The following is a 14,373-nucleotide window of genomic DNA, read 5'->3' on the forward strand; positions in this document are numbered from 1 at the left end:
GAGTTACGGCGGTCATGGCGGAGGGGAAACGCCCGGTCACATTCCGAACCCGGAAGCTAAGCCCTCCAGCGCCGATGGTACTGCACTCGTGAGGGTGTGGGAGAGTAGGACGCCGCCGGACAATCTTCCAGTCGAGGGCCGCCCCATCCGGGTCGGCCCTCGACTGCGTAGCGCCATTGGTGGCGCAATGAGGAAGGATGTACCTGTGAGTTCAGGACCGCAGGGCGGAGACCGTCCCCGTCGATACGAAGACCGTACTGACGGCCAGGGCGGCCGCGACCGCGGCCCGCGCCGCGACGACCGTCCCCCGTACCGGGGAGACCGCGACAACGCCGGCGGCGCCCGAGGCGGATACGCCGGCGGCCGCGACACCGGTTCCCGTGGTGGTGACCGTGACGGTTCACGCTCCGGCGCGCCCCGTGAGGGCGGCTACCGCGGCGGTGACCGTCGCGAAGGCGGTTTCCGTGGCGGCGACCGCGACAGCTCGCGGTCCAGCGCCCCGCGTGAGGGTGGTTACCGTGGCGGCGACCGCGACGGTTCGCGGTCCAGCGCTCCGCGTGAGGGCGGCTACCGGGGCGGTGACCGCGATGGCGGTTTCCGTGGTGGTGACCGTCGTGAGGGCGGCTTCCGTGGCGGCGACCGCGACGGTTCGCGGTCCAGCGCTCCGCGTGAGGGTGGTTACCGGGGCGGTGACCGCGAGGGTGGCTTCCGTGGTGGCGACCGTCGTGAGGGTGGTTTCCGTGGCGGCGAGCGCCGCGAGGGTGGTTTCCGCGGTGGTGACCGCGAGGGTGGCGGTTTTCGCGGTGGTGACCGTCGCGAGGGTGGTTTCCGTGGCGGCGATCGCGACGGCTCGCGTTCGGGTGCTCCCCGCGAGGGTGGCTTCCGCGGTGGTGACCGCGAGGGCGGCGGTTTCCGTGGTGGCGATCGTCGTGAGGGCGGCTACCAGGGCGGCGACCGCGGCCGGTCCGGCCCGTCCCGTGAGGGTGGCTTCCGCGGCGGCGACCGTGAGGGTGGCTTCCGTGGCGGTGACCGCCGTGAAGGTGGTTTCCGTGGCGGCGACCGCGACAGTTCCCGGTCGAGCGGCCCGCGTGAGGGCGGCGGCTTCCGTGGCGGTGACCGTCGCGAGGGTGGTTACCGCGGTGGCGACCGCGAGGGTGGCTTCCGTGGTGGTGACCGTCGTGAGGGTGGTTTCCGTGGCGGCGACCGGGACGGCTCCCGTTCCGGCGCCCCGCGCGAGGGTGGCTTCCGCGGTGGTGACCGCGAGGGTGGCTTCCGTGGTGGTGACCGTCGTGAGGGTGGTTTCCGCGGTGGCGACCGGGACGGCTCGCGCTCGGGGGCGCCCCGTGAGGGTGGCTTCCGGGGTGGCGACCGTGAGGGCGGCTTCCGCGGCGGCGACCGTGGCGGCTCGCGTCCAGGTGCTCCCCGCGAGGGTGGCTTCCGTGGCGGCGAGCGCCGTGAGGGTGGCTTCCGTGGCGGTGACCGTGAGGGTGGCGGTTTCCGTGGTGGTGACCGCCGTGAGGGTGGCTTCCGTGGCGGTGACCGCCGTGAGGGCGGTGCGCCCCGTGAGGGTGGCTTCCGCGGTGGCGACCGTCGCGAAGGCGGCGCTCCCCGCGAGGGCGGCTTTCGTGGCGGTGACCGCCGTGAGGGCGGTGCGCCCCGCGAGGGTGGCTTCCGCGGTGGCGACCGTGAGGGTGGCTTCCGCGGCGGTGACCGCCGTGAGGGCGGTGCTCCCCGCGATGGCGGCTTCCGGGGCGGCGATCGTCGTGAAGGCGGCGGCTTCCGGGGCGGTGACCGCCGTGAAGGCGGTGCTCCCCGCGAGGGTGGCTTCCGCGGTGGCGACCGTGAGGGTGGCTTCCGTGGCGGTGACCGCCGTGAGGGCGGCTACCGTGGCGGCGACCGCGAGGGTGGCTTCCGGGCCGATGACCGGCAGCGTCGCGAGGGCGACTTCCGCCGCGACGACCGCGGTGCGGGCTCCGATTCGTCCGAGCGTGGCCGCACCCTGGCCCCGGCGTTGCCGGACGACATCGTCGCGACCGATCTCGACAAGGACGTTCGCGCCGAGCTGCTCTCGCTGAACAAGCCGGTCGCTGAGACGGTGGCGCGGCACCTCGTCGCCACCGGCCAGCTGATCGACGAGGATCCGGCCGAGGCGCTGGCGCACGCACTGGCGGCCCGACGGCTCGCGTCGCGCATCTCCGCCGTCCGTGAGGCGGTCGGCCTGGCCGCGTACCACGCGGGGGAGTGGCAGACGGCGATCGCCGAGCTGCGCACGTACCACCGGATGAGCGGACTGCAGAGCCACCTGGCCGTGCTCGCGGACTGTGAGCGCGCCCTGGGCCGGCCGGAGCGGGCCATCGACCTGTTCCGCGGCGCCGACCGGGAGAAGCTGGACCAGGCCGTGGCGATCGAGCTGCTGATCGTCGCCGCCGGCGCCCGGGGCGACCTCGGGCAGAAGGACGCTGCGGTGGCGATGCTCCAGGTCCCGGACCTCACCAGCGAGGCCACCGTGCCGTGGACGGCGCGGCTGCGTTACGCGTACGCCGACGCGCTGCTCGCGGTGGGTCGTCGTGAGGAGGCCCGCGAGTGGTTCTCCCGCGCCGCTGACGTGGATACCGAGGGCGAGACCGACGCCGCGGAGCGGCTGCTGGAACTCGACGGTGTGCTCATCGAGGGTGACGAGGAGTACGAGGCGGCCGAGGAGATCGCTGCCGGCCCGGGTACTCCCGGGGCGGTGCCGGCTCGCCCGGACACCGAGCTCACCGCCGCCGACGACCAGGACGACGACCGCGACGACGGGGACGACCGCGAAGACGAGGACGACGACGACCTCGACGACGACGAGGACGACGACCGCGAGGACGACGACCGCGAGGACGAGGACTTCGACGACGACGAGGAGGACGGCGCTGCCGGCCCCTCCGGCGACGACGAGGGCCTCGACGGCGAGGACGAGGACCGTCACCCGGACGAGAGCGGACACGCCCAGGCGGACACCGCTGCCGACCGGACCGATGCGGCCGACGACGGCGGCGCGGTGAACACCGACGGGAACGCTTCGGGCCGGGGCGACGAGTCGGGGTCGACGCAGCGGTGAGCGTGGACGCCGGGGAGCGGCTGGTCGACGGGTACACCCTGGTCGTTTTCGACCTGGACGGGGTGATCTACCTGATCGACCGGCCGATCCCCGGCGCCGTCGACGCGGTGGCCCGGTTGCACGCCGAGGGGCGGGCGGTGGCGTACGCCACCAACAACGCCTCCCGCCGGTCCAGCGAGGTCGCCGATCTGCTGACCGGGATGGGTGTGCCGGCCCGACCGGAGGAGGTGCTCACCTCCGCCGCGGCCTCGGCGGAGCTGCTGCGCGATCGGCTGCCCGCTGGCGCGCCGGTGCTGGTGGTCGGCGCGGAGGCGCTGCGCGCCGAGCTGCGCGCGGTCGGGCTGACCCCGGTCTCGCGGGCGGACGAGAAGCCGGCCGCGGTGGTGCAGGGCTACGGTCCGCAGGTCGGCTGGGCCGAGCTGGCCGAGGCGTCGCTCGCGGTACGGGACGGCGCGATCTGGATCGCCACCAACACCGACCGGACGCTGCCCAGTGGCCGGGGACCGTTGCCCGGCAACGGCGCGCTGGTCGCGGTGCTGCGTACGGCGTTGGAGCGGGATCCCGACGTGGTGGTCGGCAAGCCGGAGTCGGCGCTGTTCGAGACCGCTGCCCGGCGCAGCGGAGGGGGCCGGGCCCTGGTCGTCGGCGACCGGTTGGACACCGACATCGAGGGCGCGCGCCGGGCCGGGCTGGACAGCCTGCTCGTGCTCACCGGCGTCAGCCGCGTACCCGAGCTGCTCGCCGCCGAGCCGCGACGCCGTCCCACGTATGTCGCGCGGGACCTGGCAGGGCTCTTCGACCCGGCCGCGGTGGTGCGGGTCCCGGGCCCGGCGGACGCCGGTGGCTGGTCGGTGACGAATCGCGGTGGCTCGCTGGAGCTGGCCGGTTCGGGTCGGCCGCTGGACGCGCTGGCCGCGCTGTGCGCGGCGGCGTGGTCGGCGCCGTCGTCGCCGCGGATCCGCTCGGCGGGCCCGGATGCGGCCGGCGCGTTGGAGAGCTTCGGTCTGCCCGCGGGAGGATGAGCCGGGCGCCGTCGGCGCTCGTCAGAGCAGCTTGCGCAGCTTCAACAGGTCGAACGGGTTGGCTTTGATCGACACCCGGCGGGAGGTCACCGCGCCGGTGACGTCCAGGTCACCGCGGACCAGGGCGAGCAGGTCGTCGCTGGACGTGCTCAGCGCGATCTTGGCCTTGGGGTCGTCGCCGTCGGTCAGCTCGATCAGCCGCCCGCCGCTGATCCGGCCGTGGAAAGCGGTGTCCAGGTCGGTGATCCGGCAGGCCAGCGTCCGGTCCAGGTCGATCCGTTCGCGCACCGTCTCGGCGTTGCGATCCAGCCGGGCGGCCAGCTCCTGCAATGCCTGCCGGCACTCGTCCACGCTGGCCACATCTCCCCCTTGGTGATCGCCACGCCGTCCTCGGCACCGTACCGCACAGGACAGTCCGGGGTGCCCGGTAGCGTGACACCTGCACACCCCGCCCCGTGGAAGGACTCAGGCATGCAGGACGCGTGGCGCGCCTACCTCGAACTGGCCATGGGCCTGGCGGAGGCGCCCCGGAAGAAGGCCCAGGACGTGGCGCGTCGCCTCGTCGGGTCCGGCGGCGCGACCGCCGCCCAACTCCAGGCCCTCGGCGAGGAGCTGGTCACCACCGGCGCCGCCAACCGGGAGGCGCTGACCAAGCTGGTCCGTTTCGAGGTTGATCGGGCCCTGGGCGCGGTCGGCCTGGCCACCGCGGACGAGGTGGCCGAGCTGACCCGGCGGGTCCGCGACCTGGAACGGCAGTTGCGTGAGGCGCGGGCCGGCGAGCCGGCCGGCGCGCCGCCCTCCGGTCCCACCCCGCAGCCCGAGCCGCCCACCGGCGTTGCGCGGCCCGATGCCGGTCTGGTGCCGTCGGACGGCCCGGCGGGCGCCCCGGTCTCCGCGCCGGTCGCCAAGAAGGCGGTCGCGAAGAAGGCGGTCGCCAAGAAGGCCGTCGCGAAGAAGGCCGTCGCGAAGAAGGCCATCGCGAAGAAGCCGCCGGCGACGATCAGCCGGACCTCGGACGAGGCCCCGACCCCGTCGGACATGCCGGCCAAGAAGACGGTCGGTGAGCAGCGGCCGGACGGCAGCCGGTGAGCGTCGCGCCGACCGACCGGAGCCCCCGGTGACCGACGACGTGCGTCCCGGCCCGCCGCCCGGCGCACGCCCGGCCCCGCCGCCCGGCATCCGACCCGGGCCGCCCGTCGGCGGGTCGTTCGCCGCTCGGCCGAGCCCGCCGCAGGGCGCCCGCCCGGGCCCGCCGCCGGACCTCGGGGACGACGACGCGCGGCACCCGGCCGTCGACGCCGCCGTGCGGGCTATGGCCAACGCGGCGACGCTCGCCCCCGCGGACCAGATCGCGCAGTACGAGGCGGCCTACGAGACGCTGCGGGAAACCCTCGCGACCATCGACCAGACCTGAGCGGGACGACCAGGCCTGAGCAGACCGGAGAACCACCCATGGCACGTCGCAACCGGCTGGACGCCGAACTCGTCCGCCGCGGTCTGGCCCGCTCCCGTGAGCAGGCCGCCGCGCTGGTGGAGGCCGGCCGTGTCCAGCTGCGCGGGGTGCCCGCGCGCAAGGCCGCGGCGATGGTCGACCCCGCTGACCCGCTGCTGGTCACCGGCGCAGACCCGAGCGAGGAGTACGTCTCCCGCGGCGGGCACAAGCTCGCCGGCGCGTTGGCCGTGTTCGGTCCCGCCGGGCTGAGCGTCGCCGGCCGGCGTTGCCTGGACGCCGGGGCGTCGACCGGCGGCTTCACCGACGTGCTGATGCGCGCCGGCGCCGCCGAGGTGGTGGCGGTGGACGTCGGCTACGGGCAGCTCGCCTGGTCGCTGCGCACCGACGAGCGGGTCCGGGTGCTGGAACGCACGAACGTCCGTACGCTCGATCCTGAGATGATCGGCGGGCCGGTCGACCTCACGGTGGCGGATCTGTCGTTCATCTCGCTGCGGCTGGTGTTGCCGGCTCTGGCCGGCTGCACCCGGGACGACGGCGACCTGGCGTTGATGGTCAAGCCGCAGTTCGAGGTGGGCAAGGACCGGGTCGGTGCCGGCGGTGTGGTCCGTGAGCCGGCCCTGCGCGCGGAGGCGGTGCTCGATGTGGCCGCCGCGGCGGCGCAGCTCGGCCTGGGGCTGGCCGACGTGGCGGCCAGTCCGCTGCCCGGGCCGAGCGGCAACGTGGAGTTCTTCGTATGGTTGCGCCGGGGCGCACCGCCGGCCGACCCGCAGCGGGTGCGGGCCGTGGTGGCGGCCGGGCCGGACGGCCTGACGACGGCCGGCGACGTGCCGGACGCGGCGGCGGAGGAGGTCGCAGGATGAGCGGGTGCAGCGGGCGTTCCGGAACGAGGCGGGCACGCGGCCGCGCTGGAGCGGCGACGGCGGCGCGTGCTGTCGTGGACGGGCGGCCGCTGCGATGAGCCGTACCGCGCTGCTGGTGACCCACACCGGCCGTCGGCGCAGCACCGAGCATGCCCGCGCCGTCGCCGCCGATCTGATCGCCGCGGGTTTCGAGGTGCGGGTGATCGCCGAGGAGGCCGACGACCTCGACCTGCCGGGCGTGGTGCCGGTCGCCGGCCCGGAGGCCGCCGAGGGCGCCGAGATCGTGTTCGCGCTCGGCGGGGACGGCACGTTCCTGCGCGCGGCCGAGCTGGCCCGGCCGGCGAAGGCGCCTCTGCTCGGCATCAACCTCGGCAAGGTGGGCTTCCTGGCCGAGGCGGAGATCAACGACCTGGACACGGCGGTCCGGGACGTCGTGGGGCGCAACTACACCGTGGACGAGCGGCTCACCCTGGACGTCACGGCCGAGTTCGACGGTGGCCCGACCATCGAGTCGTGGGCGCTCAACGAGATCAGCGTCGAGAAGGGCGAGCGGGCGCAGATGCTCGAACTCCTCGTCGACGTGGACGGTCGACCGCTGTCCCGCTACGGCTGCGACGGCGTCGTCTGCGCCACCCCCACCGGCTCCACCGCGTACGCGTTCTCCGGCGGCGGGCCGGTGGTCTGGCCGGAGGTGGAGGCGCTGCTGCTGGTGCCGATCAGCGCGCACGCGTTGTTCAGCCGTCCGCTGGTCACCGCGCCGACGTCCACGTTCGTGATCACCGTCGACCCGTTCACCACCCTCGCTGTGCTGTGCTGCGACGGCCGGCGGGTCTACGACCTGCCGCCCGGCGCCCGGGTCACGGTGCGCCGGGGCGCGCTGCCGGTGCGCATCGTCCGGCTGCGGGCCCGTCCGTTCACCGACCGGCTGGTCGCAAAGTTCGGGCTGCCCGTGCACGGCTGGCGGGGCTCGCGCCGCTGACCCACCGCCCGGCGCGGCACCGCCCTTCTCGGGGCGAGCGGATCGGGGATGGCCGGCGGAAACCCGCCGGACATGCGGCGGCCGTGCGCCCGCCGCCCGATGTCCACCTGGCGACATGTCGCCGGTGCGGCGCGCCGCAGCTAGTGACCACCCGACGCGCTCCGTCGCAGACTCCGATCGGTCGATCTCCCTGAGACCGGCCCTGGAGTAGAGGAGCGCATCGCATGCACTGGCCCCCACGCTGGCTGACCGTCGGCGCGGTCGGCGCGTTGGTCGTCGGGCTCGCCGCACCGGCGTCCGCCGACCCGCCTGCCCGGCCCACCGGCCCGAACCCGGGTCCGACGGTCCCGGGTACCGCGCCCGTCCACATCACCCTCATCACCGGCGACCAGGTCGAACTGGCTCAGGCGGCGCCGGGCCGGCTGGCCGCCAGCGTCCGTCCCGGCCCCGGCCGCGAGCGGATCACCTTCCACACGATCGAGGCCGACGGCGGGCTGCGGGTGTTGCCCAGCGACGTCGTGCCGTATCTCTCCGCCGGGGTGCTCGACCCCAACCTGTTCGACGTGCAGGAGTTGGCCGCCGACGGGTACGGCGACGCCGCTCAGGGCGCGTTGCCGCTGATCGTGCGCTACCAGGAGCCGGCCGCCGGTCGGGTCCGGCCGCTCGCCGGCGCCACCGACGCGCGGCCGCTGGAGAGCATCAACGGCGCGGCGCTGCGGGTCGGCAAGGGCGACCTGGACGACCTGTGGACGACGCTGCGTGGCACCTCGCAGGCGCGTACCGCTGCCGGTGCGCCGGTCCGGCTCGGCGCCGGCGTCGACCGGATCTGGCTGGACGGGAAGGTCCGCCCGGCGCTGGAGCACAGCGTGCCGCAGATCGGCGCTCCGGCGGCCTGGGCGGCCGGCCGGGACGGCAACGGCGTGAAGGTGGCGGTGCTCGACACCGGCGTCGACGCCACCCACCCCGACCTGGCCGGGCGGATCGCCGAGGCGCAGGACTTCTCCGGTAGCGGCAGCGCCCGCGACGGGCACGGCCACGGCACCCACGTGGCGGCCACCATCGCCGGCAGCGGCGCCGCCTCCGCCGGGGTGCGCAAGGGCGTCGCCCCCGGCGCGCAGTTGCTGGTCGGCAAGGTGCTCGACGACGGTGGCTCCGGCTACAGCTCGTCCATCATCGCGGGCATGGAGTGGGCCGCCCACTCCGGCGCGAAGGTGGTCAGCATGAGCCTCGGCGGCTCCGCGACGGACGGCACCGACCCGATGAGCCAGGCCGTCAACGACCTGACCGCCGAGACCGGGGCGCTGTTCGTCATCGCCGCGGGCAACGAGGGTGCGCCGCGTACCGTCGGCTCGCCGGGCGCGGCCGCGGCCGCGCTGACCGTCGGCGCGGTCGACCGCGACGACAACCTCGCGGAGTTCTCCAGCCGCGGCCCGCGGCTCGGCGACAACGGCGTCAAGCCGGAGATCACCGCGCCGGGCGTCGGCATCATCGCCGCGCGGGCCGCCGGCACCGCCATGGGTACGCCGGTGGACGACGCGTACACGACGGCGTCCGGCACCTCGATGGCGACTCCGCACGTCGCCGGCGCGGCCGCGATCCTCGCCCAGGAGCACCCGGACTGGACCGCCGGGAAGCTCAAGGACGCTCTGGTCAGCACCACGAAGGCGAATCCGGAGCTGACCGTCTTCGAGCAGGGCGGCGGCCGGGTCGATGTGGCGCGGGCGCTCAGCCAGCGGGTGTACGGCTCGGCCACCGCCGACTTCGGTCGGGTGGCCACCGGCGGCGCGGCGGTCGAGCGGACCGTCACGTACACCAACGGCACCGCGGCCCCGCAGACCCTGCGGCTGGCCCTGGAGCTGCGCAACCTGGACAGCGGCGCGGCCGAGGCCGACGGGGTCACCGTCGGCGGCGGCGAGGTGAGCGTGCCGGCGGGCGGCAGCGTGGCGGTTCCGCTGCGCGCCGACCCGGCGAAGCTGGCCCGTGGCCCGCACGGCGGGTGGCTGGTGGCCACCGGCGCGGACGGCGTGGCGGTGCGCACGGCGGTGGGGCTCACCCTGAGCGGCCCGCAGCACACGGTCACCTTGCGGGTGTTGGACATGCAGGGGCAGCCGGGCCTGTCGCCGGTGCTCACCCTGTTCGGCGAGCAGTCCGAGTCGGACTACATCGGTTGGGGCGCCGGCGAGACGCAGGTGCAGGTCGAGGAGGGCCCCTACCTGCTCGAGGCGCTGATCGAGCACGGCGTTCCGCTGGACGAGCAGATCACCCTGGTCACCGACCCGGAGTTGATGGTCACCGGTGACGTCACGGTGGTGCTCGACCCGCGCAAGGGCACCCCGGTGCGGATCGAGACGCCGAAGCCGACCGAGCAGCGGGCCACGATCAGCTTCTACGAGCACCGGGTCTTCGGCAACGGTCGGCAGGTCGACCACGGCGTGATGACCTTCAGTACCATCCAGCAGGTCAACGTCACGCCGACCCGCGCGGTGCGCCAGGGCGAGTTCGAGTTCGCCTCGCGCTGGCAGTTGGTCAAACCGATGGTGGACGCCCGGATCAGCGGCTTCTCCGGTCCGCTGGACATCAACCTGATGGGCTATTCGCCGGCGCCGACCGGTCGGCAGAAGCTGCCGCTGGTCTGGGCCGGCACCGGCACCCCCGCCGAGCTGGCCCGGGTGCGGGGCGCAGCGGCGCTGCTCAGCGGCAGCGCGGACATCTCCGAGGAGGAGCAGATCGCGGCCGCCGCGGCGGCCGGTGCGAAGTCGGTGCTCATCGTCCGCCCGGCGGACTTCAGCGCGTGGACCGTGTGGAACCCGGTGGGCGACCGGCTTGCCGTGCCCGCGATGGCGGTGGCGTACGACGACGGGCAGCGGTTGATCGCGACGGTCCGCAAGGGCCGCGCGACGCTGGACCTGACGCTGACCGTCAACAGCCCGTACCTGTACGACGTGTGGCAGGTCTCGAAGGGCCGGGTGCCGGAGCGGATCGTGCACACGGTCACCGCGCAGAACACCGCCGAGGTGACCGCTCACTACGGCGATGTCGGCGGTTCGGAGTGGGCCACCGAGCAGCGGTTCGGCTGGCGTCCGTGGCAGGAGACCTCCTGGAACGACGACCAGCGGCTGGTGCGTACCGGCACCACCCGGCAGGAGTTCGTCAGCGCCGGTGACAACTGGTGGCAGCACCGGGTCCTGCACAAGATCACCTGGTCCTGGGGCCGTCTGCTCGGCGGGCTCACCCAGCAGCCCCGGCGGTACGACGCCGACGACCGGGACACCGAGAGCTGGCACGCGCCGGTGGTCCGCCCGGCCGTCCCGGCCGGCGGTGGGGTGCCGGTGCCGGCCCGCACCGGGGACACGTTGGACCTGCGGGTGGCCGAGTTCGTCGACGCCGACGGGCACTACAGCCCGGCCGGCGGCGGCGAGGAGTCGGACACCGTCGAGGCCCGGCTCAGCCGGAACGGTAAGCAGATCGCCGACCTGTCCGGTGGGTGGGCGCCGGTGCCCACCACCGCGGAGTCGGCCCGCTACCGGCTGGACCTGACCACGCGGCGGTCCTCGGACGAGTGGCGCTACGCCACCCGCACCGAGACGGCCTGGCAGTTCACCTCGGCCCGCCCGGCCGGGGACGCGGCGAAGCCGTTGCCGCTGCTCCAGGTCGACTACCAGGTGCCGGCCGATCTGCGCGGCCAGGTGGCCGGCAATCGGACGCACCGGCTGGGGCTGACCCTGCGTCAGCCGGCGGGCGTACCGGCGCCGACCGGCACCAGCCTGCGCGTCGAGGTGTCCTTCGACGGGGGCAGGAAGTGGCGCACGGTGCCGGTGAAGGGCTCCGGCACCCGGTTCACCGCCACCGTGCCGGATGGCCGGGGCGCGGTGTCCCTGCGGGTGCACGCGAGCGACCGGGCCGGTAACACCGTCGACCAGACCGTGGTCGACGCGTACGGGCTGCGCTGACGCGCGCGGGGCGGGACGGCCGTGTGCCGTCCCGCCCCGTTGCTCAGATCCAGCCGCGGCGGGCGACCTGGAAGGCCAGTCCGGGCCGGGTGTCCACGCCGGCGGCGGCCATCAGGTCGGCGAGTCGACGCTGCACGGTGCGACGGCTCACCCCGAGTTGCGAGGCGATGGACTTGTCCGGCACCCCGGCCACGAACAGCGACAGCAGCCGCGCCTCGTCGGCGTCCGGCCGGTAGCCGTCGCACGGGTGGTCCTCGGGGTCGGGTCTGCGGCCCTCGGTCGCCGGCACCGCGAGGGGGTCGTCCAGCCGCAGCCGGGTGGCCACCCGCCAGTGGCTCTCGAAGAGGGCGAGCAGCGCGTCGAGCAGTTGACTGCGGCCGATCACGGCGGCGGTCGGTTCGCCGCCGTCGCGGTCGGGCACGAGCGGGCAGATGGCGGTGCGGGCGTCCACGATGGCCAGTCGGACCGGCAGTCGGTCCAGGACGCGGGCCTGCTCACCGGCGGCGACCCCCTTGGCCAGGTCGACCAGCGCGCCCGGCTCCAGCAGCAGGTCCCGTTCGTAGATGGCCCGGTAGCTGACCCCGCGGGCCAGCGCGTCGAACTCCTCGACGTTCTCCGGGCCGGCCATCGCGAGGGGGTTCGCCCGGCAGAACCAGAGCACTTCGGTACGCGCCGAGTTCTGCAGGTCGCGGAGTCGATCCCGGAGGACGCGGGCCCCGGTGATCACCTCGACCAGGTGGTCACCGTGATGGCGGCGCAGCCCCGAGCGGTACTCCTCGGCCAGTTGGGTGACCCGCCGCCGGGCGGCCTCCAGGTCCTCCTGGCGGCGCAGCAGCGCCGCGCCGAGGGCGACGTCCGGTGCCCTCGGGCGCAGCGGGGCGTCCGGGTCGGTGTCGGTGGGCAGCACCAGACCTTTGACCCGCAGGGCCTCGACCTGCGCGACGACCTGCGCCCGCGGGCGGTTCAGCCGGCGGACCAGTTCGTCGATCCGGGCCGTGGTGAGCTGGAGCAGGCAGCGGTAGAGCTCCTCCTCAGCCGGGGTCAGGCCGATCACGTCCAACACGGGGCAGAACTGTACGGCGGGCCGATGCCGCCCGTGCCGCGACCTGCCCGCGGGTCCGTCGGCTGGTCAAGTGTCGGGCCACGCGTCTACTGTCGGTTGCTGTGCTGGAAGAGCTGCGCATCACCGGACTGGGCGTCATCGAGGACACCACGCTGCCGTTGACCGGCGGCATGAACGTCATCACCGGCGAGACCGGTGCGGGCAAGACGATGGTGGTCACCGGCCTCGGCCTGCTCTTCGGGGGCCGGGCCGACACCGGGCGGGTCCGTGCCCAGCCCGGGCGGGCCGTGGTGGAGGGGCGGCTGCGTCTGCAAGGCCGGGTCGCCGACGCGGTGCACGCCCGGATCACCGACGCCGGCGGCGAGCCCGACGAGGACGGTTCGCTGCTGCTGAGCCGCACCGTGACGGTGGAGGGCCGCTCGCGCGCCCACCTCGGTGGCCGCAGCATGCCGGTGTCGATGCTCGGTGAGGTGGGTGAGCAGGCGGTCGCCGTGCACGGCCAGTCCGACCAGCTGCGGCTGCTGCGCCCGGCCGAGCAGCGGGCCGCGCTGGACCGGTTCGCCGGTCCGGAGCACGAGAAGCTGCTCGACGCGCTGCGGGAGGCGTACACCGGTTGGCGGCGGATCGTCGACGACCTGGCCGACCGGCGGCGCAACGCCCGCGAGCGCAACCAGGAGGCCGACCTGCTGCGGCTCGGCCTCGACGAGATCACCCGGGTCGATCCGCAGCCCGGTGAGGATGACGAGCTCAAGGCCGAGGCGCAGCGCCTGGAGCACGCCGAGGGGCTGCGTACGGCCGCGCAGGTGGCCCAGCAGTGCCTGGCGGGCGGCGCGGAGGCGGCCGACGAGACACCGGACGCGACGGCGCTGCTGGGCACCTCCCGGCGCACGCTGGAGGCGCAGTCCGGCACCGATCCGGCGTTGGGTGAGCTGGCGGCCCGGCTGGAGGAGGCGGCGACGCTGGTCACCGACGTCTCCGCCGAGCTGTCGGCGTACCTGGCGACGCTCGACGCGGATCCGGCCCGGTTGCAGCACGTCTACGAGCGGCGGGCCGCGCTGCGCGCGTTGACCCGCAAGTACGCCGACGACGTCGACGGGGTGATCGCGTGGGCCGAGCGGGCCCGCACCCGACTGTCCGACCTGGACACGTCCGACGATCTGCTCGACGAGTTGGAACGCGAGGGTCAGCGGCTGGCCGGTGAGGTCGCCGACCTGGCCGGGCGGGTGTCGGCCTCCCGTCAGGAGGCGGCTGTCCGTTTCGCCGACCAGGTCACCGTCGAGTTGGCCGGGCTGGCCATGCCGCACGCCCGGATCGAGGTGGCCGTGCTGCCCCGCCCGGCCGGGCGGTCCGAGCCGACGCTGTCGGTCAACGGCGTCGAGGTGGGCATCGCCACGGACGGCGGCGACGAGGTGGAGTTGCGGTTGCTGGCTCATCCGGGCGCGCCGTCGCTGCCGTTGCAGCGCGGCGCCTCCGGCGGTGAGCTGTCCCGGGTGATGCTCGCCATCGAGGTGGTCTTCGCCGGTTCGGGTGGCCCGCCCACGCTGGTTTTCGACGAGGTCGACGCGGGTGTCGGCGGTCAGGCGGCGGTGGAGATCGGTCGGCGGCTGGCCCGGTTGGCGCGCAGTCACCAGGTGCTGGTCGTCACCCACCTGCCGCAGGTGGCGGCGTTCGCCGACCGGCATCTGGTGGTGGCGAAGGACACGGGTGGCGCGGTGACCACCAGCGGGGTGCGGGTGGTGGAGGACACCGAGCGGGCCCGGGAGTTGGCGCGGATGCTCGCTGGTTTGCCCGACTCTGATCTGGGTATCGCCCACGCCGAGGAGCTTCTGGCCGTGGCGGCCAAGGAACGGCGGCCGTGACGCCGCGTATTGTGGGCGCAAGCACACCGGCTTGCGCCGACGTGTGCTTCCCTGGGTAGGCGGCCCTGCTCAGGCATGTCGCGACAGAAAAGC

Annotated in this window: 11 protein-coding genes and 1 rRNA gene; 9 read left to right on the forward strand and 3 right to left on the reverse strand. The window is 74.6% G+C overall.

All coding sequences use genetic code 11. From position 1 onward, the window contains the following. Positions 1 to 4: 4 nt before the first annotated feature. A 5S ribosomal RNA gene (rrf, locus tag EAD89_RS23440) occupies positions 5 to 121 on the forward strand. A gap of 279 nt (positions 122 to 400) precedes the next feature. Here the strand turns inward: rrf and EAD89_RS30815 are convergent. Further along, positions 401 to 2,107, reverse strand: a complete 1,707-nt coding sequence (locus tag EAD89_RS30815; RefSeq protein ID WP_199733606.1) for a hypothetical protein — start codon at positions 2,105 to 2,107, stop codon at positions 401 to 403. Here EAD89_RS30815 and EAD89_RS23445 point away from each other — a divergent pair. Then, positions 2,096 to 3,094, forward strand: a complete 999-nt coding sequence (locus EAD89_RS23445) for a hypothetical protein (RefSeq protein ID WP_233579022.1) — start codon at positions 2,096 to 2,098, stop codon at positions 3,092 to 3,094. The two genes, EAD89_RS30815 and EAD89_RS23445, sit on opposite strands and share 12 nt — an antisense overlap. Continuing rightward, entirely contained in the window at positions 3,091 to 4,116 is a 1,026-nt protein-coding gene (locus EAD89_RS23450) for an HAD-IIA family hydrolase (protein WP_121677230.1), read from the forward strand. The genes EAD89_RS23445 and EAD89_RS23450 overlap by 4 nt, the downstream gene beginning before the upstream one ends. Before the next feature lie 21 nt (positions 4,117 to 4,137). Here EAD89_RS23450 and EAD89_RS23455 read toward each other — a convergent pair whose 3' ends face one another. Beyond that, on the reverse strand, positions 4,138 to 4,476 hold the full coding sequence (locus tag EAD89_RS23455) for an SCP2 sterol-binding domain-containing protein (protein ID WP_121652745.1): 339 nt from the start codon (positions 4,474 to 4,476) through the stop codon (positions 4,138 to 4,140). Positions 4,477 to 4,587: 111 nt separating this feature from the next. Here EAD89_RS23455 and EAD89_RS23460 point away from each other — a divergent pair, with 111 nt between their 5' ends. The 5 genes from EAD89_RS23460 to EAD89_RS23480 all read left to right on the forward strand — a co-directional run bounded on the left by EAD89_RS23460 (position 4,588) and on the right by EAD89_RS23480 (position 11,358). Further along, entirely contained in the window at positions 4,588 to 5,205 is a 618-nt protein-coding gene (locus EAD89_RS23460) for a phasin family protein (protein ID WP_121677231.1), read from the forward strand. A 28-nt stretch (positions 5,206 to 5,233) separates the two neighbouring features. Continuing rightward, positions 5,234 to 5,530 carry a hypothetical protein gene (locus tag EAD89_RS23465; protein WP_233579023.1) on the forward strand — a complete coding sequence of 99 codons (297 nt, stop codon included), beginning with the start codon at positions 5,234 to 5,236 and terminating at the stop codon, positions 5,528 to 5,530. Between the two features lie 38 nt (positions 5,531 to 5,568). Then, on the forward strand, positions 5,569 to 6,429 hold the full coding sequence (locus EAD89_RS23470; RefSeq protein WP_121677232.1) for a TlyA family RNA methyltransferase: 861 nt from the start codon (positions 5,569 to 5,571) through the stop codon (positions 6,427 to 6,429). A gap of 94 nt (positions 6,430 to 6,523) precedes the next feature. Then, on the forward strand, positions 6,524 to 7,408 hold the full coding sequence (locus EAD89_RS23475) for an NAD kinase (RefSeq protein WP_121656375.1): 885 nt from the start codon (positions 6,524 to 6,526) through the stop codon (positions 7,406 to 7,408). A 224-nt stretch (positions 7,409 to 7,632) separates the two neighbouring features. Next, positions 7,633 to 11,358 carry a S8 family serine peptidase gene (locus EAD89_RS23480; RefSeq protein ID WP_121677233.1) on the forward strand — a complete coding sequence of 1,242 codons (3,726 nt, stop codon included), beginning with the start codon at positions 7,633 to 7,635 and terminating at the stop codon, positions 11,356 to 11,358. Between the two features lie 43 nt (positions 11,359 to 11,401). Here EAD89_RS23480 and EAD89_RS23485 read toward each other — a convergent pair whose 3' ends face one another. Beyond that, positions 11,402 to 12,421: a helix-turn-helix domain-containing protein gene (locus EAD89_RS23485; protein ID WP_121677234.1), complete on the reverse strand. Its 1,020-nt coding sequence runs from the start codon at positions 12,419 to 12,421 to the stop codon at positions 11,402 to 11,404. A gap of 101 nt (positions 12,422 to 12,522) precedes the next feature. Here EAD89_RS23485 and recN point away from each other — a divergent pair, with 101 nt between their 5' ends. Then, positions 12,523 to 14,280 carry a DNA repair protein RecN gene (recN, locus tag EAD89_RS23490; RefSeq protein WP_121677235.1) on the forward strand — a complete coding sequence of 586 codons (1,758 nt, stop codon included), beginning with the start codon at positions 12,523 to 12,525 and terminating at the stop codon, positions 14,278 to 14,280. Positions 14,281 to 14,373: the final 93 nt, after the last annotated feature.

Source organism: Micromonospora sp. BL4 (assembly GCF_003667505.1).
In the GTDB taxonomy this organism is placed as follows: Bacteria; Actinomycetota; Actinomycetes; order Mycobacteriales; family Micromonosporaceae; genus Micromonospora.